Genomic DNA, 25,100 nt, shown 5'->3' on the forward strand with positions numbered 1-25,100 from the left:
GATGAACGACAACGACCATCGCCCGGTGCGCTTCGGCATCGTCGGCGCAGGCAGCATCGCGCGCCGCTTCGCGCAAAGCCTCGCACACGTGCCGGGTGCCGCGCTCGCCGGTGCCTGGGCCCGCCGCGCCGATGCCGCGGCAAGCTTTTGCGGAGCGTACGGCGGTACGCCTGCCGCAAGCCTCGAAGCACTCCTTGCGAGCGATATCGACGCGGTCTACATCGCGACGCTCCATGACAGTCACGCGCAGTACACGCTGGCCGCGCTTGCCGCCGGCAAGGCCGTGCTGTGCGAAAAGCCCGCCACGCTGAACGCGGCGCAGCTCGACACCGTGCTGCAGGCGGCACGCGGCGCCGGGCGGCTTTTCATGGAGGCGATGAAGCCGCCGTTCTTTCCGCTGTACCGTCAGTTGCGCGCGCACCTGCATGACGATCCGATCGGCGAGATCCGGCTCGTGCGGGCAGGGTGCGCGTCTTCGTCGGTGCCCGGCGACCATTCCGTCTATCGCCTCGATCGTGCGGGCGGTGCGCTGCTCGATATCGGGATCTACGAGGCGTTTCTCGCGGTCGACTGGCTCGGCGCGGCGCTCGACGTGCAGACGCTCGGCCGCGTCGGCGCGACGGGTGTCGACCTGTTCGCGAGCCTGAACAGCGTGCATGCGAACGGCGGGATCGCCCAGCTCTTTTGCGGGCTCGACGTGATGGGGCGCGGCGACGCGCTGATCGCCGCGGCCGGCGGCCATGTGACGATTCACGAGAAGTGGTGGAACCCCGCGCGTGCGACGATCCGCTACGCGGACGGGCGTACCGTCGAACTCGACGCACCGGCCGATGGCGGCGGATTGAACTACGAGACCGCGCATTTCTGCGACCTGCTGCGCGCGGGCAAGACCGAAAGCCCGATCATGACGCACGACCATTCGCGGCAGATGATCGCGATGACCGATGCCGCGCGAGCGGCGCTCGGCGTGCGCTATTCGGGCGAGTAAGCGGGAAGGAGGACGCCGGGCACACGTGTGCGGCCCGGCGGATGGTACGTGCTCAGTGCCGCGACGGCAGCGACAGGCGTTTTTCGTACCAGCGCTGCACCCACTCGAGGATCTGGCACAGGATCCAGTACACGGCCGCGGCGGCGAGATAGAGCGGCAACGGCTGATAGGTTGCCGCGATCACTTCCTGCGCGCTGCGCAGCAGCTCGGTCACGGTGATCACGGACACGAGCGACGTGTCCTTGATCAGGCTGATCAGGCTGTTCGACAGGCTCGGCACCGCGATGCGCAGCGCCTGCGGACCGATCACGTAGCGCAGCGTCTGCCCCCATGACAGCCCGAGGCTGTACGCGGCGAGCCATTGGCCGCGCGCGATCCCGTTGATCGCGCCGCGCATGCTTTCCGACATGTAAGCGGCGACGTTCGCGGACAGCGCGATGACGCCGGCGGGCGTCGGGTCGAGCGAGATGCCGAGGCTCGGCAGCCCGTAATAGATGACGAAGATCTGCACGAGCAGCGGCGTGCCGCGCATCAGGCTTACGTACGCGCGTGCCAGCCACGCGAGTGCGTTGACCCAGATGCGTTCGAAGCCGTCGAGTGCTTCGCTTTGCCGGATGCCCATCATCGCGAGCACGACGGCGCCAAGCAGGCCGAATACCATCGACAGCACGGCGAACTTGACGGTCAGCACGGCGCCCTGGGCGAGCACCGGCAGCGATTGGACGAGCAGGGACGTTGTCGACATGGAATACGAATCGAATGCGTGCGCGAAAGCGCAATCATAAACCGGACGAATAAAACAAAGGGCGGCATCGTCACGGATGCCGCCCTTTCCGGCCCGCCGTCAGGCGGGAAATGCAGGCGTGCTTACTTGATCGGCTTCGTCACGTCGATGCCGAACCACTTGTCCGAGATCTTCGTGAAGGTGCCGTCGGCCTCGAGTTGCGCCATCGCGTCGTCGATCGCCTTCTGGAACTTCGGGTTGCCCTTCTTGAACGGGATGCCCGACGGGTTCGCCGAGCCGACGTTCGCACCCGGGCGCAGCGGCAGCTGCGAATTCTTCGTCAGGTACGCGAGCATCAGGCGGTCGTTGAGCGCCGCGTCGAGGCGGCCGGCCGCGAGATCGCGCAGGTACTCGGGCGCGCCCGGGTACGTCTTCACGTCGATACCGGGCACCGACTTCGCCATGTCCATGTAGTTCGTGCCGAGCGCGACGCCGAGCTTCTTGCCTTTCAGGTCTTCAAGCGACTTGAACTGGCGCGTGTCGTCGTTGCGCTGGATCAGTTGCGCGGACGAGTACGTGTACGCCGGCGAGAAGTCGAGCGTTTCCTTGCGCTTGTCGGTGATGCCGACCTGGTTGGCGATCACGTCGAATTTGCCGGCCTGCAGGCCCGCGATGATGCCGCTCCATTCGGTCGTCACGAATTCCGCCTTCACGCCGAGCTTCGCGGCCACGGCCTTCGCGATGTCGACGTCGAAGCCGACGAGTTCGCCTTGCGGGTTCTTCGAGTTGAACGGCGGGAACGTGCCTTCGAGCCCGACCCGCAGCGTGCCGCGTTGTTTCACCTGGTCGAGGAGGTCGGCCGCATGCGCGGTGGCGGCGGCGAACGACGTGCCGATCAGGCCGGCAACCAGCAGTTTCTTCAGCAGCGCAATCTTCATCGTGTGTTTCCTTGCCCTGTCCGGGTCATTGATTCTGATAACGGGGTCGATCATAGCAAAAACGCAATCGACCTCTAAATACCGTTTGTTTATGCCTATATTACGCGGCGCGTTCGCCAGCGACGGCCTTCACGCATTCCGCGACGAGCGCAGGGCCGCGGTAGATGAAGCCCGTATAGAGCTGCACGAGTGCGGCACCGGCCGCGAGCTTCGCACGGGCGTCCTCGCCCGAGAAGATGCCGCCGACGCCGATGATCGGCACTTCGCTGCCGACTTCGGCGTGCAGCTTGCGGATCACTTCGTTCGACGCGTCGAACACGGGGCGGCCCGACAGGCCACCGGCTTCGTCCGCATGCGGCAGGCCCTGGACGGCCGCGCGCGACAGCGTCGTGTTGGTGGCGATCACCGCTTCGATCTTGTGGCGCAGCAGCGTGTCGCCGATTTCCTTGACCTGTTCGTCGTCGAGATCGGGGGCGATCTTCAGCGCGAGCGGCACGAGCTTGCCGTGCAGGTCGGCGAGGCGTTGCTGCTTGTCCTTCAGCGCCGCGAGCAGCGCGTCGAGCTCGCCCGCGCCCTGCAGCTGGCGCAGGTTCTTCGTGTTCGGCGACGAGATGTTGATCGTCACGTAGCTCGCGAACGGGTACACGCGCTCGAGGCAGTACAGGTAATCCTCCGCGGCGCGCTCGATCGGCGTATCGGCGTTCTTGCCGATGTTCAGGCCGAGGATGCCGCGATAGCGGGCGGCCTGGACGTTCTTCACGAACTGGTCGACGCCGTGGTTGTTGAAGCCCATCCGGTTGATCAGTGCTTCGGCCTGCGGCAGGCGGAACATCCGCGGGCGCGGGTTGCCGGGCTGCGGACGCGGCGTGACCGTACCGACCTCGATGAAGCCGAAACCGAGTGCCGCAAGGCCGTCGATGGCCGCGCCGTCCTTGTCGAGGCCGGCCGCGAGGCCGACCGGGTTGCGGAACGTGAGCCCCATCACGGTGCGCGGTGCGTCGGGCACGCGGGCCGACAGCGCGCAGGCAAGGCCCGTGCGGCCGGCCGCGCCGAGCGCGCGCAGCGTGAGGTGGTGAGCGTCTTCCGCATCCATCTTGAACAGGGATGCGCGGGCCAGCGGATAAAGGGAACTGAACACGGGAATAGGGCGGACAGCCGGAATGAATGACAACCCGCTATTTTACCGGGAGTTGAGCGGCAGGGGCGCGCTTCGCTTCGTCGCCCTCGCGGCGCGCGTCAGCCCGAGCCGGAATGTCCGCCCGGCAACGGCGCGCGGGCCAGCGCCGCGTCGACGGGAGGCAGGTCGATCCGTTCCGGATCCAGTGTCTTCCAGCGTCCGTCGAGCAACCCTTCGAGCGGGTGGAAGTTCGCCTTGTAGGCCATCTTCGGGCTCTCGCGGATCCAGTAGCCGAGGTACACGTAGGGCAGGCCGAGGCTCTTCGCCTGCTCGATCTGCCACAGGATGTTGTAGGTGCCGTAGCTCGTGTGCTGGTCGTCGGGCTCGAAGAACGTGTAAACGGACGACAGCCCGTCGCCGAGGATGTCGATCATGCTGACCATGCGCAGCTTGCCGGGCTCGCCGCCCGGTGCGTCGAGGTCGCGGAATTCGACGAGGCGCGAGTTGATCCGGCTCTGCAGCAGGAATTGCTCGTACTGGTCACGGCTGTCGCGATCCATGCCGCCGCCCGCGTGGCGTGCGGACTGGTAGCGCATGTAGAGCGCGTAGTGCTCTTCGTCGTAGTGCAGCGGCGAAACCGTCGCGACGAGCGTGCGGTGCCGCTTCCACATCCGGCGCTGCGTGCGCGACGGCGCGAACGCTTCGACGGGGACGCGCACCGGCACGCAGGCGCGGCAGCCGTCGCAGTACGGGCGATACGTGAAGACGCCCGAGCGGCGGAAACCGGCCTTGACGAGCTCGGTGTAGATGTCGGAGTTGATCAGGTGGCTCGGCGTCGCGACTTGCGAGCGCGCGACGCGGCCGTCCAGATAGCTGCACGGATAGGGCGCCGTTGCATAGAATTGCAGCGCCGAAAGCGGTGAAAGCGGCAGCTCAGTCGGGTGAGTCATGGGCAGCTCTCGTTGCAGGGAGGGAGTGCCGCGCTAGCGCTCGATCCCGGAGGGGGGCGCCGTTTCGGCGCGGCCCGTCAGCGCGGCGAGCACGCGCTTGTCGAACTGCCACGGAATCGGCGGTTCGGCTACCGCGCTGCGCACGTGAGCGACAAAGGCCTTGCGTGCGATCTCGCGGCCGCCGAGCGACGCTAGATGCGACGTATTCTGCTGGCAGTCTATCATCTCCAGCCCCTGCTCGCGAAGGTGCGCGACGAGCGTAGCCAGCGCGATTTTCGATGCGTCGGTCGCGTCCGCATACATCGATTCGCCGAAAAACATTCGCCCGAACGACACGCCGTACAGGCCGCCGACGCGTCGCCCGTCGTGCCACGTCTCGATGCTGTGTGCATTGCCGGAGCGGTAGAGCGACGTGTACGCGTCGATGATCTCGGCCGTGATCCACGTGCCGCGCTGACCGCGGCGCGGCGCCTGCGCGCAGGCGCGCATCACGCCCGGAAAATCGTGGTCGACGCGCACTTCCCATTCGGGCTCGCGCAGCACGCGCTTCAGCGTCTTGCGCAGCGAGGGCGATACCTTGAACTCGGCCGGCACGAGGATCATGCGCGGGTCGGGGCTCCACCACAGCACGGGCTGGCCATCCGAATACCACGGGAAGATGCCGAGCAGGTACGCGTCGATGAGGCGCGACGGCAGCAGGTCGGCGCTTGCGGCGAGCAGCCCCGGCGCGCCGGTCGCGGGGCCGAGCGCGCGTTCGATGGGCGGAAACGGATCGTCCGGGCCGAGCCAGGGGACCATGGGGCGGGGGCTCAGCCGTTGCGCAGCGAGCGGAAGATATCGCCGGTGTGCACGCCGTAGTCGCCCGCGGCGCGATCGGCGAAGAAGAATCGGAGGGTCTGGCTGACGGTCGGGAACGCGATCTCGTCCCACGGGATGTCGGCTTCGTCGAACAGCTTCACTTCGAGGCTTTCCTCGCCGGCCTCGAAACCCGGATCGGTGAGCCGCGCGAGGTAGAACAGGTGAACCTGGTGCACGTGCGGCACGTTGAGGAGCGTGAACAGGTTCTGCACCTCGACGCGCGCACCGGCTTCCTCGAGCGTTTCGCGTGCGGCGGCCTCGGCCGTCGTCTCGCCCATTTCCATGAAGCCTGCGGGCAGCGTCCAGAACCCGTAGCGCGGCTCGATCGCGCGGCGGCACAGCAGGATCTGATCGCCCCAGACCGGGACCGTGCCGACGACGTTGCGCGGATTCTGGTAGTGGATCGTGCCGCAGTGATCGCAGACGAAGCGCTCGCGGTTGTCGCCCGGAGGAATGCGTGCGATGACTTCGTGACCGCAGACGGAGCAGAATTTCATGTCGAGTGGGAGGGACGAGGTGAATGCGAGTGTATCACCGGGGCGCGGCATTCTTGAACGCCTGCGCGTGCAGGCCGCGTGTCGCGCGAAGAGGGGCGGGAAATGCGACGGAAAAACAAAAAGCCCGGCACTGGGCCGGGCTTTTTGCTTGAATCTGGACGTTGGTTGCGGGGGTAGGATTTGAACCTACGACCTTCGGGTTATGAGCCCGACGAGCTGCCAGACTGCTCCACCCCGCGTCCGTCGAAGAAATGAATTATAAGGAGTTACCCGAACGCGTGCAAGCACTTTCTGACAATCGCGTGTCGCGTCTTGTAGGGACGGTACGGTGGGCACGTGCGCTAGAATCGAACGGTTTGTTTCGTCTCTTCGGTAGCGGCACCGCGCGCGATCGCATCGGCGCCGTTGCGACTCACCTTATTGCATCGACGGATTCATGGACATCGCTCACGATCTGCAATCGATCGGCGCGCAGGAACAGGCGCTCGTGTTTCCCCATTTCGACCCGGCCCGCGCGTGGGCGCTCGGCAACCGGATGCATGCCCTCGCGACATCGCGCGGCCATGCGATCGCGATCGACATCGTCACGTTCGGTCAGCCGCTGTTCTACGCGGCGCTCGCGGGCGCGACGCCCGACAACGCCGACTGGGTGCGCCGCAAGCGTAACGTCGTCGCGCATTTCCGCCGTAGCTCGTATGCAATCGGCCTGCGCATGCAGCAGGCCGGCGCGACGCTGGCGGACAAGCACGGGCTGCCGATCGGCGAGTATTCGCCGCACGGCGGCGCGTTTCCGCTGACCGTCGCCGGCGTCGGCGTGATCGGCTCGATCACCGCGTCCGGGCTGCCGCAGCGCGCGGACCACGAATTCGTCGTCGAGGCGCTCTGTGCCGAACTCGGCCAGGACTACGCCGTGCTGGCCCTCGCAAGGAGCTGAGCGATGCAGCTTCCCGGGTACGCATGGCTCGCGATCGCGATCGTCGCGGAAGTGGTCGGCACGTCCGCGTTGCGCGCGGCGGATGGCTTCACGCGTTTCTGGCCGTCGGCGCTCGTCGTCGCCGGCTACGGCATCGCGTTCTACTGCCTGTCGCTCACGTTGCGCACGATGCCCGTCGGCATCATCTATGCAGTCTGGTCGGGCGCCGGCATCGTGCTGATCACGCTCGTCGCCATGCTGCTCTATCGCCAGGTGCCGGACCTGCCGGCCGTGATCGGCCTCGGCCTGATCATCGCCGGCGTCGTGGTACTGAACCTGTTTTCGAAGATGCAGGCGCACTGAGCGTGCGACTGCCGTTTGCCGGATGGCCCTCATGACCGATTCCACTTCCGCTGCCGTTTCCACCGAATCCGCCCAGCCCGACGTACGCGCGTACGTCGCGAACCGCATCGGCTTTCTTGAACTGAACCGGCCGAAGGCGCTGAACGCGCTGTCGGTCGGCATGATCCGGCTGATGCAGCAGGCGCTCGACGCGTGGCGCGACGATCCCGAGGTCGTCGCGGTCGTCGTGCACAGCCCGCATCCGCGCGCGTTCTGCGCGGGCGGCGACGTGCGCTTTTTCCACGATGCGTGGCAGCGCGGCGACCGCGATGCGGTCGACACGTTCTTCATCGACGAATACACGCTGAACCACACGATCTTCACGTATCCGAAGCCTTACATCGCGCTGATGCACGGCGTCGTGATGGGCGGCGGCATGGGTATTTCGCAGGCGGCGCGACATACGGGCGGCCTGCGTGTCGTGACCGACTCGACGAAGATGGCGATGCCGGAAACGCGTATCGGCCTGTTCCCGGACGTCGGGATGAGCTGGTTTCTCGCGCGCACGCCCGGCGCGCTCGGCCGCTATCTCGCCGTGACCGGCGCGACGCTCGACGCGGCCGGCGCACTGTACGCGCAGCTCGCCGACGTCTATCTGCCCGATGCCGCGCTGCCGGTGCTGCTCGACACGCTGCGCCACGCGCGCATCGACAGCGGTGCGCAGGCCGTCGCGAGCGTGGCCGAGGCGGCCGCCGCACACAAGGTCGTGCCGACACCCGACACGTCGGCGCTGGCCGACGCGCGCGCGGGGATCGACCGGCATTTCGCGCAACCGGACATCGGCGCGATCCTCGCGTCGCTCGACGCCGAGCAGGATTGCGCGGCCGTCGACGGATGGGTCGAGAAGGCGGCCCATGCGATGCGCGAACAGTTGTCGCCGCTGTCGATGGCCGTGTCGCTGGAAGTCGTCGAACGTGCACGCGGCGCAACGATGGCCGATTGCCTGCGGCGCGATCTCGATCTCACGCGCTCGACGTTCGCGCGCGGCGACGTGATCGAAGGCGTGCGCGCGCTGATCGTCGACAAGGACCACCAGCCGGCCTGGCGCTTCAAGTCGTCCGCCGATATCGATCGCGCAGACGTGCTCGCGATGTTCGACAGCCCGTGGACGCCTGACACGCATCCGCTGCGGAATCTGCAGGACTGATGTCAGTCTGACCGACGCGCGAGCTGGAAACGAAAAGGCCGCCTGCACATGCAGGCGGCCTTTTTATCATGGATGACCCGGCCCGCGGTCGAAGTGCGTAGCGCTTGCGCCCGCGTTACTCGTCGCCTGCGTCGTCCGACATGAACGCACGCATGAACACGAGCGCGCCGAAGCCCCATACCGCGTTCGCCGCGAAGCCGGCCGCGAGCACCGGCATCATGTTGCCCGACGGCCAGATGCCGCGCAGCGGATCGATCGCGAACACGCGGGCGGCCGTCAGCACGATGCCGCCGAACACCAGCGCGCCGATCCACGATGCCTCGCGTTCCGGCGAGACACGCAGCAGCCACGCCATCGGGATCGCGCAGCACGCGCTGATCAGCGCATTCGCGACAAATTCAGGAATGCCGAGCGGCGCGAACGGCTGCGTGGAGAAGCCGGTAGCGGCGATCAGGTCGGCCGTATGTAGGAGTGCGAGCGTGGCTTCGCGGAAGAACAGGGCGGCCAGGAAGCCGGACAGGAATGGCAGGATGACTTTCTGCATCGATGAGTGCACCGCAGGCGCGCACGGCCGGGGCCGTCCGCGCGGAGTTATTCGGATAAGTGCGTCATTATAGGGCCCGCTCGCTGCGATATTCGCTCCAGCGTCGTGCTAATCACGAAAGCGGAAAACCTAAGCTCAAAAAAATCGTTCCAAAGCCCTGCACCGATCCCTAGACTGATTTCCCAGAAACAGCCGTGCAATCGCGTCCTCGCCCGCTGCACGGCCTGACCGGCGAACCATCCCGATTCGAACGCACACCATGCATGCGCCGCTGATCCGCGACGCGAGCAGGGCGGTGTTTTTTCAAATTCCGGCAAGGACAGTCAAGCAGGAGCAGCAGATGAATGTGTTCTGGTTTATCCCCACGCATGGCGACAGCCGCTATCTCGGCACGGCCGAAGGTGCGCGCGCCGCGGATTACGATTACTTCAAGCAGATCGCGGTGGCGGCCGACACGCTCGGCTACGAGGGCGTGCTGCTGCCGACCGGCCGTTCCTGCGAGGATGCGTGGGTCGTTGCGTCGAGCCTGATCCCGGCGACGCAGCGCCTGAAGTTCCTGGTCGCGATCCGTCCCGGCATCGCGTCGCCGGGCCTGTCGGCGCGGATGGCCGCGACGTTCGACCGCCTGTCGGGCGGCCGCCTGCTGATCAACGTCGTGACGGGCGGCGATGCCGCCGAACTCGAAGGTGACGGCCTGTTCGCGGATCACGACACGCGCTACGAAATCACCGACGACTTCCTGAACATCTGGCGCGGGCTGCTGTCCGCGTCGCACGACAACGGCGGGTTCGACTACATCGGCAAGCACCTGCAGTCGAAGGGCGGCAAGGCGCTGTATCCGCCCGTGCAGCGTCCGCATCCGCCGCTGTGGTTCGGCGGTTCGTCGCCGGCTGCGCATACGATCGCGGCCGATCACATCGACACCTACCTGACCTGGGGCGAGCCGCCCGAGGCTGTCGCGAAGAAGATCGCCGATATTCGTGCCCGCGCGGAAGCCCGCGGCCGCAAGATCAAGTTCGGTATTCGTCTGCACGTGATCGTGCGCGAGACCGAGGACGAAGCATGGCGCGACGCAGAGCGCCTGATCAGCCGCCTCGACGACGAAACCATCGCACGCGCGCAGAAGGCGTTCGCGAACATGGATTCGGAAGGCCAGCGCCGGATGGCGGCGCTGCACGGCGGCAAGCGCGGCGGCCGCGAGGCGCTCGAGGTGTATCCGAACCTGTGGGCCGGCGTCGGCCTCGTGCGCGGCGGCGCAGGTACCGCGCTCGTCGGCAATCCGGAGCAGGTCGCGGAGCGCATGCGCGAATACGCGGATCTCGGCATCGAAACCTTCATCCTGTCCGGCTATCCGCACCTGGAGGAGTCGTACCGTTTCGCGGAACTCGTGTTCCCGCTGATCAAGGGCGACGGCGCGGCGAAGGCGACCGGCCCGCTGTCCGGCCCGTTCGGCGAGATCGTCGGCAACAGCTATCTGCCGAAAGCAGCGCAGAGCTGAGTGACAGGAGGCCTGCGATGACAACGAAAACGTCGACGATGGGCGCGGCCGTGGCCGCCCGCGCATGGCGCGGCGTCGCGCCGTGGCTCGTGCCGCTCGCGCTGCTGGCGGCATGGGAAGTCGGCGCGCGCATCGGCTGGCTGTCGACCCGCGTGCTGCCCGAGCCCGTCGCGGTCGTGCGAGCGGCCTGGTCGCTCGTGACCTCGGGTGAAATGTGGGCGAACGTGAAAGTCAGCACATGGCGCGCGCTGTTCGGTTTCGCGATCGGCGGCGGTGTCGGCCTGGCGTTGGGGCTCGCGACCGGCTTGTCGAAGGCGGCCGAGATCGCGCTCGATTCGACGATCCAGATGATCCGCAACATCCCCGCGCTCGCGATGATTCCGCTCGTGATCCTGTGGTTCGGCATCGACGAGAAGGCGAAGCTGTTCCTCGTTGCGCTCGGGGTGTTCTTTCCGGTCTACATCAACACGTATCACGGGATCCGCTCGGTCGATGCCAACCTCATCGAGATGGCGAAGAGCTACGGCGTGCGCGGCTTTGCGCTGTACCGCGACGTGATCCTGCCCGGAGCGTTGCCGTCGATTCTCGTCGGCGTGCGCTTTGCGCTCGGGCTGATGTGGGTGATGTTGATTGTCGCGGAAACGATCTCCGCGCAGTCGGGTATCGGCTACATGACGATGAACGCACGTGAATTCCTGCAGACCGACGTGGTGGTGGTCGGCATCCTGCTGTACGCGGTGCTCGGCAAACTGGCCGACGTGCTGGCGAAATGGCTCGAGCGCGTGACGCTGCGCTGGCACCCCGCCTATCAATCAGGAGCAAAGGCATGAATGCGACGACTTCGGCGGCCGCCTACGGCCTGCTCGCCGGCGCAGACCTCGAGGCCGAACTTGCACAGGCGCGCATCGCTGACGGCGACGCGCGGGATGCGGCGATCCTCGAACGTGACGGCAGTGCATCCGTCGTTCCGCTCGCGCGGCGGCGGGCAGGCGGCCCGGCACCCGACGACGCGGTGACGCTGTCGGGCGTCAGCAAGCGCTTCGGCGCACGCACGGTGCTCGACAACGTCGAGCTCGGCATCGCACGTGGCAGTTTCGTCGCGATTGTCGGCCGCAGCGGCTGCGGCAAGTCGACCCTGCTGCGTCTCGTCGCCGGGCTCGAGCAGCCGAGCAGCGGCGCGCTCGTGACGCGCGGCGATGGCGGCGGCGTGCTCGACACGCGGATCATGTACCAGGATGCGCGCCTGCTGCCATGGAAGACCGTGCTGCAGAACGTGATGCTGGGCCTCGGACGCGGCGCGCGCGACGATGCGCGCGCGGTGCTCGATGAAGTCGGCCTGCTGGAGCGTGCGAACGACTGGCCGGCGCAACTGTCGGGCGGCCAGCGGCAGCGTGTGGCACTGGCGCGCGCGCTCGTTCACCGGCCGCAACTGCTGTTGCTCGACGAGCCGCTCGGCGCGCTTGACGCGCTGACCCGCATCGAGATGCATGCGCTGATCGAGCGGTTGTGGCGCGAACACCGGTTCACTGCGCTCCTCGTCACGCACGACGTGCAGGAGGCCGTTGCGCTCGGCGACCGCATCCTGCTCATCGAGCAGGGGCGTGTGGCGCTGGATCAGCCGGTGCCGCTCGACCGGCCGCGCGCCCGCGCATCGGCTGCGTTTGCGGCGCTGGAGGATCGTGTGCTGAAACGCGTGCTCGCCGGCGGCCCAGGGGCAGCCGACCAGGGCGCGGTGCATGAGGCAGACAACGTTCGACCGGTCGGGCAGATCCGCTGGGCCGTTTAAATCCGGGCGGCAGCGGCCGCCCGTTCTGAGATCTTTTTCTTCGGAGCGATCAACCTGATGAGCATCACTGCAATCAACGTACGTAACCAGTTCAAGGGCAAGGTGAAGGAGATCATTCGCGGATCCGTGGTCTCCGAGGTCGACGTCGAGACGCCGTTCGGCATCGTCACGTCGGTGATCACGACCCGTTCGGTCGACGAACTCGAACTGAAGGTCGGCGCGGAAGTCGTCGCGCTCGTGAAATCGACCGAAGTATCGATCGCACGCCTCTGAGCGCGCGTGTCCCGCGCCGGGCGGCGCCACGGGCAACCTGCCCGTTGGCGCCGCCCGGCATTTGCGCAGCGCGTTTGCCTTGGTATTCGGCGTCCGGACGAAGTGCTAGGATGGAGCGACACCGATGCCGGAGGCCAACGCATGACCCCCATCCTTTCCCCCGAAGCCATCGAGGCGCTGAAGTGGATCGACCAGTTCGGTGAAAGCCGGCCGGTTCCCGCTGTGTTCGACGACGTCGTCTACGCGTTGCTGAACGAGGGGCTGATCTATCAGGCGGCGGCCGACCGGGTCGACCTGACTGCCGATGGCAAATCCTTTTTATCCGACGAATACGATTGAGCGCACGGCGCCGGCCGCGCGGGCGGCCTGGCGCCGCGTCGCCACGGAGCGTGCGATGGAACCGAGAGGCAGCGACCTCGGCGATTTCAGCGAGCCGTACCGCGGCTTCGAGATCGAGGTGAAGACCGAGCAGGTCTGGGACGGCGAGCATGCGCATTACCGCGTGCTGCAGGGCGATGCCGTGCGGATCGACTGGCGGCTCGTCAAGGTCGACGGGATGCTGCTGATCGAACGCCGCGTGATCGAGCGCGTGCTCGACGAGGCGCGGCGGGCGGTCGATGCCGAGTTGGGTGAGGGGTAGCGTGCATGGCGCGGGCAGGCTTGCCCGGTGTTGCGGTAAAATGCCGGGTTGTTTCCGCGCCGCCTGGCCTGTTGCCCGAAATCCATGTCCGTACCGTCCTCGCTTCCTCCCCGCCGCGTATCCGTCGCGCCCATGCTCGACTGGACCGACCGTCATTGCCGTTCGTTCCACCGGACGCTGACGCGCGATACGTGGCTGTATACGGAGATGATCACGACGGGCGCGCTGCTGTTCGGCGATGCCCAGCGGCATCTTGCGTTCACGCCGAACGAATCGCCGGTCGCGCTGCAGTTGGGCGGTAGCGAGCGCGACGATCTCGCGCGCGCGGCGAAGCTCGGCGAGCAGTGGGGCTACGACGAAATCAACCTGAATTGCGGATGCCCGTCAGAGCGCGTGCAGCGCGGCGCGTTCGGCGCGTGCCTGATGAACGAGCCGCAGCTTGTCGCCGACTGCGTGAAGGCGATGCGCGATGCGGTGTCGGTGCCGGTCACGGTCAAGCACCGGATCGGTGTCGACGCTGTCGAGGACTACGCATTCGTGCGCGACTTCGTCGGCACGGTGGCCGAGGCTGGCTGCGAGACGTTCGTCGTGCATGCACGCAATGCGATCCTGAAAGGATTGTCGCCGAAAGAGAATCGCGAGATCCCGCCGCTCAAGTACGACTACGCGTATCAGTTGAAGCGCGATTTTCCGTCGCTCGAGATCGTCATCAACGGCGGCATCACGACGCTCGACGAGGTTGCGCAGCATCTCGAGCATGTCGACGGCGTGATGCTCGGCCGCGAGGCGTATCACAACCCGTACGTGCTTGCGGAGGTCGATGCGCGTTTCTATGGATCGACCGCGGCGACGCCGACGCGCGAAGAGGCCGAGGCGAAGCTGATCGAATACTGCGCGGCCGAACTGAAGCGCGGGACCTACCTCGGCGCGATCGTGCGGCACGCGCTTGGACTATATCGTGGCATGCCCGGCGCACGCGGCTGGCGTCGCGTGCTGTCCGACAACAAGAAGCTCGCACGCGGCGATCTGGCCGTGTTCGACGAGGCGCGCGCGCATCTGAACGAGGCCGAAGAAGTTTTTGCAAAAAAAGCTTTGCAAGATTCAAAAGTGTTCGTATAATCTTGTTCTTCGCTGCTGAAACACAAAAGCAGCGAAGAACAAAAAGCAGTAACAGTGGTGGCTGTAGCTCAGTTGGTAGAGTCCAGGATTGTGATTCCTGTCGTCGTGGGTTCGAGTCCCATCAGCCACCCCACCGAATGCATTAACAAAACAGGCGCTTAGGCGTCTGTTTTGCTTTGCGCGAGAGAATCTGGCGCAATAGCGTCGATTCGAGCCTCGCCATCTCCAGAGCGTTCTGCTCGCCATCCGTCCATTTCACGCACGTAGTCAGGAACATCTCGATGTTGCGCTTGAGCCGTACCGCGCACAGCGGCGGGGGCATTCCGGCCAACGGGATCGCGATCGCGTAGACGTGCTGCATGTTGTACGGACAGCGATCGCGTATTTCGAGCGGCTTCGAACGGGTATCCGGAAACTGCATCGGAACACGCGCTCAGCTTCCAGGCGCGTGCCGTACCTCGGGCCGTCGAAAATTTCGGTCTTGGAAATCCGAGTGAATAAACGCTGCCGCGCCAATGCGGCGAGAGGAGCGGGCGCTCAATTTTTCGATCGCGTTTCGCTCGCTCTATTGGCGGAGCAGCGTTCTACGGTAAATTGACGGGCCCCACAGGTTTTGAATCCGAGGCTTTTCGGGCAATCCATGCGGTGAAAGAGTAGGCCCGTGGCACAGGCAATGGAGCGGTAAAAAGATACGGGGCCCAAGGTGATGGTTATGACGACTTTCAGGGTAGTGAGGGTGTCGTTTTATCTGCTCGCTGGAGTTGCACCGGCGATGCCCCTGCTGATCTTGTCGTGGTTTTTGTTTGTCTTCTCTTTGCTGGATTTGGCCGTGGATTGGCCTACAGCGTGGTCTTTCCTTTTCTCCAACGCAGGGAGCATCGGCTTGCTTCTCGCAACGTGCGTTTTGCCTCAAAAGGCACGCATCAAACACGTTGCGGGAGTCATCGTTCTCTTGATCTGCGGGAGCGTCGTCAGCTTGCCGTCGGCCATTGCCTCGGTGGATAAAATCATCGATAACCACCGAATCGGTTATCACCTGCACCCGGTGGATTTCGGTGATTATGCCCTCATCGCTTGCAACGTCGTGGTGATTGTCTATGTGCTGGAAGCATTTGTGGCACTGCTTGTGAGACGCTGGGCCAGGCATCGTCTGCGATAGGTTCTGATACCGCGTCCTCCTCGCAAAATCATCGCGCTGTTTCCCTTTCTTGAGCAGGTGTCTCAGGTACTGAATCTGACGCAAGATGCTGCGTAAACCGTCGTCACCTACATCTGGTCGGCAGGTGCATGGCGGTCGAGTACGGCGCTACGACCATCTTCTCCGCCCGACGGGTGCAGTTCGATCCAGGCAGCATCGCGACCGTTCGATGGCTTCGGCCTGTGGCCGCATCCGCTGATCTTCCTGCTTGACGTATCAGGCCGTGCGCCGCGCTTGCCCTGTTCGCTGTGCCACGGATTGGGCTGTTTGCCTTTTGGTGTCCGGAAAGTTGCGTATATGGACGTAGTGAATGCGGCGAAAAAGCAAACCCGTCCTCACCGATCGACCGCGTTGCTCGCGATTCCCGCCTGAACCGTTCGCGTGTTCCGAAAAACCACCCACGACCACAAAGCGCCGCCGGCCACCTTGGCGACGAACTGCAATGCGGCGATCGTCGGAAACACTGCCCCGAACGCAATCAGCGGAAAGATGATGGAGTCGACAGCCGCACCCGCGACGTTCGCGCCGTTTGCGCGTGCCAGTATCGGAAAGCGACGTGCGAGTTGAAACACGACTGCGCTCGCCACGGCTGCCGAACCGAACGCCACCAGAGACGCGAGGGCGATTTCCTTGGCGGCGGGATTGAGCGCGTAACTGACGACGCCGGCGGCTGCGATCAACGCAAACATCCGTGACCAAAGTGCGCGGCCGCGCCAGTCCAGGTGGAGCCGGTCTCGAATCGCGAGATCGAGTCCGATCAGCAGGAACGCGATGATCGGTGTAGCAGCCGGTCCGAAATGAGCGACCATCAGGTTGGCGACAGCGACCGCTGCGATATAGATCAAGACGTACATGATTTCCCTGCAGTAAAGAGTGCGAGCTGCATCGATTCGGAGCCGAAGTTTGCCATATATGGCCGATCAACCGGACTGGCGCTTCGCTACTTGCGAGCCGCAGTCGAACTGCGAACGACTGACGGAAAGCCAGCGTTGGGAGCGACACGACATCGTCACCGTGTAGCCGGTTTTCGTCAAACCCACGTCGACGCGAGATTGTATGGCCGTATCCAGTCGACGTGATGGTGCTCAGTTTCCTCTCCCGACTAAGGTTCTCGCTTCCCGTGCCGTTATCTTCTCTGGACAGCCCTCGTGCCTCGAATGCTGATCCGTGTTCTTGCCTGCTCGCGTTCCGCGTGAGCAGGCTTTTTTCGTTTATGGCGGCCCGTTGCTGCCTGAATGGCGGAATAAGACAGGGACTTGGCAGGAACCGACAGAGCGCAACAGTCTTACGTTGGTGTAATGTATCGACTTCCTCGTGCCCTCATGCTTTGCAGGGCCGTTCGATCCCGACAACCCATGACGGCGTCGGGATTTTTTTTGCCTGCATCCCGTTGCTCCGGCAACGAGTTGCAGCGGTGCGCGAATCCGGCACGGCGTCCGGCAGGCAGGTGGTGACGCGATCGCGTCAGACGTGAAGGACGCGAACGCCTGCGAACGTCACGAGCCAGTGTGCGGCGACGGCGCATGCAAGGTGCGCGACGATGACGTGCGCGGGGCGACGCCGTGAAAACAGATAGGCACCGAGCATCGCAAACAGGGCAGGTGGACCGAACATGTACGCGAACAGGTCGACGATGGCGTGCGTCGTTGCTGCGCAAGCATCTACGCCGCCACCGCAGGAACCGGCCGGCGGCACGCATGACCGATCGAACGCGACGCACAGGCGACTGTCGATCATGGCCCACGCGATCACGCTGGCGACGCCCGCGATCGCAAATCCGATCGTTCCGAAGAGACGTCGCATCGTTTGATTTCTCCAGGGACCTGCTCCCGTCGTCCGGGGTCTGGCCGACACAGTATCGTTCGCACGTGGCGACGTTGAGCTTTGCATGCCGCCACACGCGGTATATTTTGCGGTCAGACATCCCGATCAAGAGAACCTGCGGAAGGAGTGACCACCGATGCCGGAAATCCGCGCCACGCTGCGTGTCGCGACAGCACAAGACGCAAACCACATCGCTCGCCTGCACACGCTGAGCTGGCAAACCGCATACAGCCACATCTTGCCGGCGGCCTACCTGTCCGACGAGGTGCCGACGGAACACGCGACCCGGTGGCGGCAATATCTCGGTCGCAATGAAAACGAGCGGGGCCTGGTGCTGGTCGCCGAGGCGGACGGTGAACCCGTGGGCTTCGTCAGTGCCGAGCGCCCCGTCGATCCGGCGCTTGGCGTGCTGCTCGACTGCCTGCATGTCCATCCATCGCATCACGGAAGCGGCACGGGCAAGCGCATGATCGAAGCCGTCCGCGCATGGGCGCGAACGCTCGGTGTGGACAAGGTCCACCTGAAGGTGCTGGAGGGCAACGAACGCGCGATCGGTTTCTACGAGCACAACGGCTGGCAGCTGGCGGGTATCGAAACGAGCCGCATCGGCCCGACGGACGTCACCGACCGGATCTATGCGATACGGGCCTAGCCGTTTGACGACGTTCGGGGCGACGGCCGCACGATGTGCGGCCATCTCCGCGCGAAAGTCGAACGTACTTCACCGTTACTCGCCGCAGTACCGCACGAGCAAATCGACTTCCGTCTCGTGCACCTCGACGGGCAGGGTCGTTGCGCCTGCATAAGCAAGATAGCGCGCGCGATGCTGGCCGTTTCGGAACGACGCGACGCCGACCTTCGACAGGCCGGGGATGCCGAGCAGCGTTCGTGTTCTCGTCTCGCGAAACGTGATGTACGGCATGTCCGGAATCCTGTCCTGTTCGGGATCGAGGAATTCGCGAATGCCCGCGGCTTTTCCCGGGGCCCAGTACAGAACAGACGGCAAGACGTAATCCGTCGTGTCCCGGTCGGCACATGCCAGCAGTTTCGCCAGGTCGATCGTCACGACCCGGTGTCGCGTATCGTCGGACGAGAATACCCGCTTGAGGTGCGTATGCGCATAGGGTGTGTGCCCGGGAAGCTGGACAATCCAGACTTCTACGCCATTTTGTTGTGCGCGGGCGAGTGCCATTATTTCCTCTGGTGTTGCAAGCGGTCGTCTTGGCAGGAGTTTAGCAGTGCGATTGCCACGGCGAAGCAGGGCAATACCCGGAACAGGAAAGCTGATCGAATCGCAGCAGAACCTGAACCGCGAGCGAAAGCGCAGAACGGAATGGTGGGCAAATCGAGTGCGGTCATGTGTCGCCGATCGATATCGACAGGTCACGAGAATATCGCGATACTGCCGGCGGGAATGGCGTGCCGCACGAATTTCATCCAGGATTCACACTGTGTCGCGAAACCCGGCACGCGCGGATCATCACAAGCACAGGGAAGGCAGGTTGACCGGAGAAAACCATGTCGTCGAAACTTGAGATCGAGTATCTCGATTACTGTTTCACCGCGACGCTCGAAATCAGGGAGTCCGGTCGGACAAGCGTTGTCGATTGGCATCTCGAATCGGATTCGCGAAGCAAGACGCTTGCGTGGATCGTGTTCGACCGCTATCTCGAGCGAAATGATTTCGCCGATGAAGAGGATGCGCGTGCCAATATCGTCGACTGGCTGGAGCGGCTGGCCGATCCGAGATTTGGTGCGTCGGCCGAGATGGCGAAGGCGAATGTGGTTGTTGCCGGGGCGGTGGCGGCAGGCGCATCGACCGCACCGACTACATCGACTGCCGAAATCGTGGGCGAAACCGTCATCGACATCGCCAGCGATCTCGACTGGATCGAGATGGTTGCGGAATGGCTTTTCAGCTGACCGTCACGATGACGAAACCCGGTTGTCATGACGCGAGTTCTCGTGTTTGCGAAACGATGTTTCGAAGAAGTCGGTGCAGAAAAATGAAGTGAGAATCGTGTCGTTCGGAAAAATAGAATAAACCTGCTTTGACAACACCCGCGACTTACCGGAAACTCGGCCCGGGCCTGAAAATTTCCGCTTGAATTAAAACAAAACAAAATTCCAGACATGAAAAGAAGAACGCTGCTGACGGCGGGCGCGATCATTGTCGCTGCCGGCCTGACAGGCTGCACTGCAATGCTGTTCGAAGACGGCAAATACGAAGAGACGGTCGACCGATTCCTTGTCAGCGAGGATGGCAAGAAATTCGTCGTGCTCGGCGAGAAATATCACTACATCTTTGATATGCCCGAGCATCTTGGTGCCGTGCTGGCGTCGCCATACCGCAAATCGATCAACGCGTCGCTTGATGGGTTCGTCGCGGAGGGCAGCAAGATCTCGGGCAAGTTCCGGCTCCAGCTCCGTCGCGCCGACATGACCGACGACGACTGGAACCGCGCGCTGGAGGACGGCTTCACGAAGCGCGGAAGCAGTGATCTGGAGATGAAGGGCGCGCTGGCCGGTTCGCGCTATCGGGCCGATGGTTTTGCGCAGGGCAAGACGTGGTCGTCGTTTGCGCATTCGTACAAGATCGACGTCACCGACCGCATCACGACGGCGGGCAAGGCCGTGCGCGTGCTCGCGACACCCGTCACGCTCGCGGCCGATGGCGTGATGATGGTCGGGGCGGTAGTGCTGACGCCCATCGCCGTTGTGATGATCGCGGGTATCGCGCTCCAGCCGTGATGCGATCCGCGCGGCCCGCGAGCGTACCGGTTGCCGCGGCATTGTCACCAAAGGGTGAGTTGCCGCACAGATCGTTGCGCGGCCCGCGCTCACAATCTGGCCGGTTGACCGTTCTTCCCCGGCCCGGTCAACCGTTTCCCCGCTCGCTCGCGCAGGAGCGGGGGCTTTTTGCCCGACCGACGCCGGAAGGCTGCGTCGGCGGAACCGGACAGGCGTTCGGCGGGCGGCGTAATCGCACCGGTTGCGCGCTCCGACATCCGTTCGCCTGATCCGCACGAATCGCTTTCCTCGTGCCTGAGCGAACCCTCAGGCCCATCGCCGGTTTCGGCCGGTGATGCCTTGGTCCCGGCGGCGGGCATCAATGCCGCCGGGATGTTTTTTGCGCCGGATGCGTTGCATCACGTAGTGCACAGCGGGTGGGTCAACCCGCTCAGCCCGCCTGTTCGACGCTGGTTTCCCACCCGCCGTATTCCCCTCCGAACGAACGTACCTCGCGATTGATCGCGACTGTATGGCGCGTGATGTCGGCCAGTGCCATGGTGCCTTCGTGCGAAAACCGCACGGCCGACTTGCCGTCCTCGGTGGGGGCGACCGATTCGACCGGATAGCCTTTCGCTTCGGCCCAGTCCGCGAACTGATGCGCATCGCTCTGGTCGGGGAAGTACGCCCAGTGCATCACGCGCCGGCTGACGTCGCTGGCGTCGCCTTGCTTCCGCAATTCATCCAGCACGCGCATGTCGCGCATGATCTGCCAGTCGTCGTCGGTCGGGTAGAGCGTCTGCCAGTACGCTTCCTTGTCCGGATCGTCCTGGTGCGCGTACTGCAGCGCGTAGGTCGTCTGATCGGCCAGCGCGTCGACGATCTCCGCCGTCGCCGCTTCGTCGAGCGGCACGTAGAAAAGGAAATCCCGATGGCCATCGACGGTGATGCGGCCAACCTGCACACCGCCTTTCGCGGTGATCGCGGCGTCCAGCAGATCCTCGATCTTCGCGAGGTCGGCGAATTCGTCGCCGCTCGGCAGGCCTTCCGGCGTCGGCTGCGCGAAGGGGACCCGCACGCTGAGCAGCGACGTGCGCGGATCGCCTTCGGCGATTTCCGCAAATTCGTGGTTGAAGCTGATGAAAGCCTGATGGTCGCCCATTCTGGCAGGGAAGGTTCCCCAGGCGTCGGTCATGTGTTTCTCCCGTACACGATTGTCTGTTGACGGTTGCAAAGCGTCCCAATGTATCATCGAAAATCGCGTTGGCTGGAGAAGCGCACATGATCGCGAGTCTGGGCATCCTGGTGCCGGTCGAAGACGATCGCTTTCGGGCGGTGGTGGATTTCTACCGTCGGGCGCTTGCGCTGCCGGTTCACGCCGAAGGCGTGTCGGCTGCGGGGAATCCGTGGCACCGTTTTGTCGTGGACGGGGCGACACTCACCGTTCATACAGGCAGCGGTGGCAAGTTTCCGTATCCGGAGTTTCGACCGACCGGCCATGGCATCGCACTGGCGATCGAAGTGGCGCATGTGTCGGAAGCCGTCGCGCGGCTCGAGTCGTGTCGCGTCAGCATCCTGAACGAGTGGGACTACGGCGACGGCACGGTCGCGATTTCCGTTGCTGACCCGGCGGGAAACGTCTGCGAGATCTGGGGCCGCCCGTGATCACGCATCGGTACGGCGGGTCGCAAAAAAATTCGAAGGAGATACCGATGTCGACGTTTGCGGTGAATGGTGTGCGAATCGATCCCCTCAGCGCGCGCGTGACGCATGTGCGCTGGGCGGCCGTGAATCCGTCCGACCGGTCGTGGGCAGCGACGCCGAGCGAGGCGCCGGTGGCGGACGTGGCGCGCGCGCTCGCGTCCGGCAGCGATGTCCGCGCCATTTTTTCGGCATCGGACGACACCGCGATCGGGCCCAGGCTGAAACGCGTGCTGTATCGCGATGCGTCGGAAGGCATCGAGCTCGACATCGATGCAACGAGCGAGTCGCGCACGTTGCGCGATCTGCCGCAAATCTGACCAACGCGGCATGCGCCGGTGCCAGCAGGTGCCGCCGCATGGATGGCGACACCTGGCCGAACGGCCACTCGCACGACGTCGATCGCGAGGAGTAGTATTGGACGACCGTCATGCCGCATTGCCGGTCGTGCCGAGCGGTTTGACGGGCCACGCGATCTTCGGCGAGCCGTTACCGGAAGCGAATATCGCAAACGCGTACGAGACCATGTCCAGATCGCTCATCGCCCCGTTGGCATCCGCGCTTTGTCTGGCGCTGTCGGCTTGCCAGACCGCATCCGAGCCGCCTCCGCTGCCGTCGCCCGACACCGCGTCGGCCGCCGCAGCCGTTCCGGCATCGTCGCCGGCCGCGCCGATCCGTGGCATCGGCCTGGCGCCTCGTCTGGCAGGGCAGAGTCACTGGGCCACCGGTCAATGCACGACCAACGGCACCGTCAAGGTGTGCAACTGAACATGATCGATGCCGACAGAGCGCGGTATGTTCCGCGCGGGCGCAAGTGTGTTGCCGTGCGTCGATGCGTACCTGCCACGATCACGATCATTTCCCGTCGACAAGCCGGCCGTCTCGGCGCGTCGACAGGGTCTCGAACCTCGATGGCCCGGCTGCTTTCGATGTGAGCGATCGCGATGAACGACGAACGCGAAACCACCGATTCCGGCTGGCACGTCGATCCCGTCGCGGGAACGATCGCCGGACAGTTGCCGGTGACGCTGGCGGTCGACAGCCGGAGCCTGAAAAGAAGGGCGATCGCGTGCATGGTGCTGGCCGCGGCGAGCCTGTGCGGTTATGCGGCCGCCCCGGCGCTCTGGCCGGTGGCGGCGCTGGCCGGGTTGCTGGCGCTGGCGGGTGCCGCCTTCTACGTGTCGTCGCGACGCAGGATGGCGCTGCGTGTCGACGAGACGGGTTTCAGGTTGATCGGGGGCGTACGCGAACAGCCCGTCACGCCATGGCGTGACGTCACCGAATTCCGGATCATCAGCGTGGCCGGTAATCGATACATCGGCTACCAGTTCTCTGCGCATTCGTCGCGCACCAGGGTGCCGGGTGGCGTGATGCTGCCGATCTCCCGGTTTGCCGATCTTCCGCTCGATGCGGTGGCCGGATTGCTGGAGGCATGCCGCCGGCAGTTCGGCATGCCGGGCAACGAGGCCGACCGGACGGGCCGATGACGCCCGATGCGGCGAACCCGCGCATCCCGATACTCGAGAAAAAAATGTAGGGGGGCGTGTCGATTTCCGCCGGGGTCGTCCGTCGTAGCATCGGAGGCGTGCGCATCGTGCGTCCGTCCCGATTGCGATACGACAACCGACCGAAGGAGCGACACCCATGTCCACGTCCGTCAAACCGATCCCGGAAGGGATGCGCACACTGACGCCGCACCTGATCTGCGCCGGCGCAACAGCAGCCATCGACTTCTACAAGCGCGCGTTCAATGCGAGCGAACAGTTTCGCCTGGCGATGCCCGACGGCCGGCTCGCGCACGCGTGCCTCGTGATTGGCGATTCGACACTGATGCTGGTGGATGAAATGCCCGATCACGGCACGCTCGGGCCGAAGGCCCTGAAAGGCACGCCGGTTTGCCTGCACCTGTACGTGCCGGACACCGATGCGGCGATCGCGAAGGCGGTCGCAGCGGGTGCGACGGTGACGATTCCGGCCGCAGACATGTTCTGGGGCGATCGCTACGGACAGGTCGAGGATCCGTTCGGGCATCGCTGGTCGCTCGCGACGCACCAGCGCGACCTGACGCCCGAGCAGATCGCGGCGGCAATGGCCAGCGCGCCGCCGTGCGGTAGCTGACGCAGCCGCGCAATCGCGGTTGATCGGCAGGGCGGCGGCATGCGCCTGCGCTCACGCGCCGGCCGTCTTGCCGCGCTGCTTGTCCTCGTACATCCGTTGATCGGCCGATGCGAGCAGGCCGGCCACGTCGTGATGGTGCGCGGGGTCGTAGTCGACGTGCCCGACGCTGAACCGGATCTCATAGCCGTGCGCGTCGGCCGCGTTGCGCAGCGCGAGCGCCTGCGTCACGCGTTCGACCGGCTCGGCAACGTCGCCCGGATCGGTGGCGCTCAGCAGCACGACGAACTCGTCGCCGCCAAGCCGTGCGATCACGTCGCTGCCGCGCAGCGCGCCCGTCAGCGTATCGGCAAACGCCTTGAGCGCGCGGTCGCCTTCGGCATGGCCGAAGCGGTCGTTGATCGACTTGAAATCGTTCAGGTCGAAGAACAGCAGTACCGCGTGACGACCCAGGCGATCGCACAGGCTCAGCACGTGGCGGGCCAGGATCTCGAAGCCGCGCCGGTTCGTCAACTGGGTGAGTTCGTCGGTGGTCGCGAAATGCAGCGCGGCGATCTCGCGCTCGGTCATGTGGGCAAGATCGCCGAGCAGCGCGAGTTCGTCGGGTTCGAGCGAGCGCGGCCGCGTGTCGATCAGGCACAGCGTACCGATGGGCGCGCCGTTCGGCGCCGCGAGCGGCCGGCCGGCGTAGAAGCGGATGCCGGGCGCGCCGGTAACGAGCGGATTGTCGTGGAAGCGATTATCGTTCAGCGCATCCTGGATCACCATCGTATTGCCCGCGAGCAACGCATGGGAGCAGAACGACACGTCGCGCGACGTTTGCGTGACGTCGAGCCCGGCATGGCTCTTGAACCACTGGCGATCGTCGTCGACGAGGCTGACGAGTGCGATCGGTACGTCGAACAGCCTGCGTGCAAGACGCGTCAGGCGATCGAAGCGCTCTTCGGGCGGCGTGTCGAGGATCGAGAGCGAATGAAGCGTATCGAGCCGGGCCGCCTCGTCGGCCGGTTTCGGTGCGATTTGCATGGGCCTTGCCTTTTGTCCCGGCTGCGAGGCCGGTCACGGAATCGTATGTCGGACAGTATCGCGCATTGTTCGGCGCATCGCCACGCCGGCAATCGGGTCAGGGGCGGATTCG

33 protein-coding genes and 2 tRNA genes are annotated in these 25,100 nt (G+C 64.8%); 21 read left to right on the forward strand and 14 right to left on the reverse strand.

Annotated features, from left to right (window positions below; all coding sequences use genetic code 11):
• Position 1 precedes the first annotated feature (1 nt).
• Complete coding sequence (locus HAV18_RS32410; protein WP_166964159.1) at positions 2–988, forward strand: Gfo/Idh/MocA family protein; 987 nt, start codon at positions 2–4, stop codon at positions 986–988.
• A gap of 52 nt (positions 989–1,040) precedes the next feature.
• Here HAV18_RS32410 and HAV18_RS32415 read toward each other — a convergent pair whose 3' ends face one another.
• The 7 genes from HAV18_RS32415 to HAV18_RS32445 all read right to left on the reverse strand — a co-directional run bounded on the left by HAV18_RS32415 (position 1,041) and on the right by HAV18_RS32445 (position 6,311).
• Complete coding sequence (locus HAV18_RS32415; protein WP_006484207.1) at positions 1,041–1,733, reverse strand: amino acid ABC transporter permease; 693 nt, start codon at positions 1,731–1,733, stop codon at positions 1,041–1,043.
• Between the two features lie 122 nt (positions 1,734–1,855).
• The gene (locus HAV18_RS32420; RefSeq protein ID WP_011351851.1) at positions 1,856–2,650 is read right to left on the reverse strand and encodes a cystine ABC transporter substrate-binding protein; all 795 of its coding nucleotides are present in this window, start codon (positions 2,648–2,650) and stop codon (positions 1,856–1,858) included.
• A 100-nt stretch (positions 2,651–2,750) separates the two neighbouring features.
• On the reverse strand, positions 2,751–3,788 hold the full coding sequence (locus HAV18_RS32425; RefSeq protein WP_166964160.1) for a quinone-dependent dihydroorotate dehydrogenase: 1,038 nt from the start codon (positions 3,786–3,788) through the stop codon (positions 2,751–2,753).
• 98 nt (positions 3,789–3,886) lie between these two features.
• On the reverse strand, positions 3,887–4,717 hold the full coding sequence (locus HAV18_RS32430; RefSeq protein ID WP_166964162.1) for an arginyltransferase: 831 nt from the start codon (positions 4,715–4,717) through the stop codon (positions 3,887–3,889).
• Positions 4,718–4,750: 33 nt separating this feature from the next.
• Complete coding sequence (aat, locus tag HAV18_RS32435) at positions 4,751–5,515, reverse strand: leucyl/phenylalanyl-tRNA--protein transferase (protein ID WP_166964163.1); 765 nt, start codon at positions 5,513–5,515, stop codon at positions 4,751–4,753.
• An 11-nt stretch (positions 5,516–5,526) separates the two neighbouring features.
• Positions 5,527–6,072 (reverse strand): NUDIX hydrolase, encoded by a 546-nt coding sequence (locus tag HAV18_RS32440; protein WP_021161562.1) that lies wholly within the window; start codon positions 6,070–6,072, stop codon positions 5,527–5,529.
• Positions 6,073–6,234: 162 nt separating this feature from the next.
• Positions 6,235–6,311, reverse strand: a tRNA-Met gene (locus tag HAV18_RS32445).
• Between the two features lie 197 nt (positions 6,312–6,508).
• On the opposite strand from HAV18_RS32445, the gene HAV18_RS32450 reads away from it, so the two are divergent.
• From HAV18_RS32450 to HAV18_RS32460, 3 genes are read left to right on the forward strand one after another with little or no spacing between them, the layout of a single operon-like run.
• Positions 6,509–7,006: a heme-degrading domain-containing protein gene (locus tag HAV18_RS32450; protein WP_166964165.1), complete on the forward strand. Its 498-nt coding sequence runs from the start codon at positions 6,509–6,511 to the stop codon at positions 7,004–7,006.
• Positions 7,007–7,009: 3 nt separating this feature from the next.
• Complete coding sequence (locus HAV18_RS32455) at positions 7,010–7,348, forward strand: multidrug efflux SMR transporter (RefSeq protein WP_021161565.1); 339 nt, start codon at positions 7,010–7,012, stop codon at positions 7,346–7,348.
• A gap of 31 nt (positions 7,349–7,379) precedes the next feature.
• Positions 7,380–8,534, forward strand: coding sequence for an enoyl-CoA hydratase/isomerase family protein (locus HAV18_RS32460; protein WP_166964166.1), 1,155 nt, complete (start codon positions 7,380–7,382; stop codon positions 8,532–8,534).
• 115 nt (positions 8,535–8,649) lie between these two features.
• Here HAV18_RS32460 and HAV18_RS32465 read toward each other — a convergent pair whose 3' ends face one another.
• Positions 8,650–9,078 (reverse strand): hypothetical protein, encoded by a 429-nt coding sequence (locus HAV18_RS32465; protein ID WP_006484223.1) that lies wholly within the window; start codon positions 9,076–9,078, stop codon positions 8,650–8,652.
• A 340-nt stretch (positions 9,079–9,418) separates the two neighbouring features.
• Between HAV18_RS32465 and ssuD the strand changes: the two genes are divergently transcribed.
• The 8 genes from ssuD (at position 9,419) to HAV18_RS32505 (ending at position 14,527) form a co-directional block, all read left to right on the forward strand.
• Entirely contained in the window at positions 9,419–10,576 is a 1,158-nt protein-coding gene (gene ssuD, locus HAV18_RS32470; protein ID WP_166964168.1) for an FMNH2-dependent alkanesulfonate monooxygenase, read from the forward strand.
• Positions 10,577–10,593: 17 nt separating this feature from the next.
• Positions 10,594–11,406, forward strand: a complete 813-nt coding sequence (gene ssuC, locus HAV18_RS32475; protein WP_166964169.1) for an aliphatic sulfonate ABC transporter permease SsuC — start codon at positions 10,594–10,596, stop codon at positions 11,404–11,406.
• A complete protein-coding gene (locus tag HAV18_RS32480) occupies positions 11,403–12,362 on the forward strand; it encodes an ATP-binding cassette domain-containing protein (RefSeq protein ID WP_166964171.1) in 960 nt (319 codons plus the stop codon). Before ssuC ends, HAV18_RS32480 begins: the two co-directional genes overlap by 4 nt.
• A 57-nt stretch (positions 12,363–12,419) precedes the next feature.
• Positions 12,420–12,635 (forward strand): molybdopterin-binding protein, encoded by a 216-nt coding sequence (locus HAV18_RS32485; RefSeq protein WP_006476104.1) that lies wholly within the window; start codon positions 12,420–12,422, stop codon positions 12,633–12,635.
• Between the two features lie 141 nt (positions 12,636–12,776).
• Entirely contained in the window at positions 12,777–12,974 is a 198-nt protein-coding gene (locus HAV18_RS32490; protein ID WP_089425274.1) for a hypothetical protein, read from the forward strand.
• 55 nt (positions 12,975–13,029) lie between these two features.
• On the forward strand, positions 13,030–13,275 hold the full coding sequence (locus HAV18_RS32495) for a hypothetical protein (RefSeq protein ID WP_166964172.1): 246 nt from the start codon (positions 13,030–13,032) through the stop codon (positions 13,273–13,275).
• 132 nt (positions 13,276–13,407) lie between these two features.
• Positions 13,408–14,394, forward strand: coding sequence for a tRNA dihydrouridine(20/20a) synthase DusA (gene dusA, locus HAV18_RS32500; RefSeq protein WP_243771815.1), 987 nt, complete (start codon positions 13,408–13,410; stop codon positions 14,392–14,394).
• Between the two features lie 57 nt (positions 14,395–14,451).
• Positions 14,452–14,527, forward strand: a tRNA-His gene (locus HAV18_RS32505).
• A gap of 9 nt (positions 14,528–14,536) precedes the next feature.
• Here the strand turns inward: HAV18_RS32505 and HAV18_RS39735 are convergent.
• Positions 14,537–14,815, reverse strand: a complete 279-nt coding sequence (locus tag HAV18_RS39735) for a hypothetical protein (RefSeq protein ID WP_208102207.1) — start codon at positions 14,813–14,815, stop codon at positions 14,537–14,539.
• A gap of 291 nt (positions 14,816–15,106) precedes the next feature.
• Here HAV18_RS39735 and HAV18_RS32515 point away from each other — a divergent pair, with 291 nt between their 5' ends.
• Complete coding sequence (locus HAV18_RS32515; RefSeq protein ID WP_166964174.1) at positions 15,107–15,553, forward strand: hypothetical protein; 447 nt, start codon at positions 15,107–15,109, stop codon at positions 15,551–15,553.
• A gap of 374 nt (positions 15,554–15,927) precedes the next feature.
• Here HAV18_RS32515 and HAV18_RS32520 read toward each other — a convergent pair whose 3' ends face one another.
• Both HAV18_RS32520 and HAV18_RS32525 read right to left on the reverse strand, forming a co-directional pair.
• Complete coding sequence (locus HAV18_RS32520) at positions 15,928–16,446, reverse strand: VUT family protein (protein WP_166964175.1); 519 nt, start codon at positions 16,444–16,446, stop codon at positions 15,928–15,930.
• Positions 16,447–17,056: 610 nt separating this feature from the next.
• Positions 17,057–17,344 (reverse strand): hypothetical protein, encoded by a 288-nt coding sequence (locus tag HAV18_RS32525; protein WP_347814791.1) that lies wholly within the window; start codon positions 17,342–17,344, stop codon positions 17,057–17,059.
• 208 nt (positions 17,345–17,552) lie between these two features.
• On the opposite strand from HAV18_RS32525, the gene HAV18_RS32530 reads away from it, so the two are divergent.
• Positions 17,553–18,068 carry a GNAT family N-acetyltransferase gene (locus tag HAV18_RS32530; protein ID WP_166964176.1) on the forward strand — a complete coding sequence of 172 codons (516 nt, stop codon included), beginning with the start codon at positions 17,553–17,555 and terminating at the stop codon, positions 18,066–18,068.
• A gap of 75 nt (positions 18,069–18,143) precedes the next feature.
• Here HAV18_RS32530 and HAV18_RS32535 read toward each other — a convergent pair whose 3' ends face one another.
• Positions 18,144–18,608, reverse strand: a complete 465-nt coding sequence (locus tag HAV18_RS32535; protein ID WP_166964177.1) for a plasmid fertility inhibition factor family protein — start codon at positions 18,606–18,608, stop codon at positions 18,144–18,146.
• A 326-nt stretch (positions 18,609–18,934) separates the two neighbouring features.
• On the opposite strand from HAV18_RS32535, the gene HAV18_RS32540 reads away from it, so the two are divergent.
• Positions 18,935–19,339, forward strand: coding sequence for a hypothetical protein (locus tag HAV18_RS32540; protein ID WP_166964178.1), 405 nt, complete (start codon positions 18,935–18,937; stop codon positions 19,337–19,339).
• Between the two features lie 210 nt (positions 19,340–19,549).
• Complete coding sequence (locus HAV18_RS32545; protein WP_166964179.1) at positions 19,550–20,167, forward strand: hypothetical protein; 618 nt, start codon at positions 19,550–19,552, stop codon at positions 20,165–20,167.
• Positions 20,168–20,597: 430 nt separating this feature from the next.
• Here HAV18_RS32545 and HAV18_RS32550 read toward each other — a convergent pair whose 3' ends face one another.
• A complete protein-coding gene (locus HAV18_RS32550) occupies positions 20,598–21,341 on the reverse strand; it encodes a DUF695 domain-containing protein (RefSeq protein WP_166964180.1) in 744 nt (247 codons plus the stop codon).
• A gap of 86 nt (positions 21,342–21,427) precedes the next feature.
• On the opposite strand from HAV18_RS32550, the gene HAV18_RS32555 reads away from it, so the two are divergent.
• From HAV18_RS32555 to HAV18_RS32575, 5 genes are all read left to right on the forward strand, one after another.
• Positions 21,428–21,811, forward strand: coding sequence for a VOC family protein (locus HAV18_RS32555; RefSeq protein ID WP_166964181.1), 384 nt, complete (start codon positions 21,428–21,430; stop codon positions 21,809–21,811).
• Positions 21,812–21,858: 47 nt separating this feature from the next.
• Positions 21,859–22,167, forward strand: a complete 309-nt coding sequence (locus HAV18_RS32560) for a phosphatidylserine/phosphatidylglycerophosphate/cardiolipin synthase (RefSeq protein ID WP_166964183.1) — start codon at positions 21,859–21,861, stop codon at positions 22,165–22,167.
• Positions 22,168–22,372: 205 nt separating this feature from the next.
• Positions 22,373–22,615, forward strand: coding sequence for a hypothetical protein (locus HAV18_RS32565; protein WP_166964392.1), 243 nt, complete (start codon positions 22,373–22,375; stop codon positions 22,613–22,615).
• A gap of 176 nt (positions 22,616–22,791) precedes the next feature.
• Positions 22,792–23,334 carry an aspartyl-tRNA synthetase gene (locus HAV18_RS32570; protein WP_166964184.1) on the forward strand — a complete coding sequence of 181 codons (543 nt, stop codon included), beginning with the start codon at positions 22,792–22,794 and terminating at the stop codon, positions 23,332–23,334.
• 157 nt (positions 23,335–23,491) lie between these two features.
• Positions 23,492–23,965, forward strand: a complete 474-nt coding sequence (locus tag HAV18_RS32575) for a VOC family protein (protein WP_166964186.1) — start codon at positions 23,492–23,494, stop codon at positions 23,963–23,965.
• Between the two features lie 51 nt (positions 23,966–24,016).
• On the opposite strand, the gene HAV18_RS32580 is transcribed toward HAV18_RS32575, so the two are convergent.
• On the reverse strand, positions 24,017–24,988 hold the full coding sequence (locus HAV18_RS32580) for a diguanylate cyclase (RefSeq protein ID WP_166964188.1): 972 nt from the start codon (positions 24,986–24,988) through the stop codon (positions 24,017–24,019).
• Between the last annotated feature and the right edge of the window lie 112 nt (positions 24,989–25,100).

Source organism: Burkholderia sp. D-99, assembly GCF_011605345.1.
Taxonomy (GTDB): Bacteria; Pseudomonadota; Gammaproteobacteria; order Burkholderiales; family Burkholderiaceae; genus Burkholderia.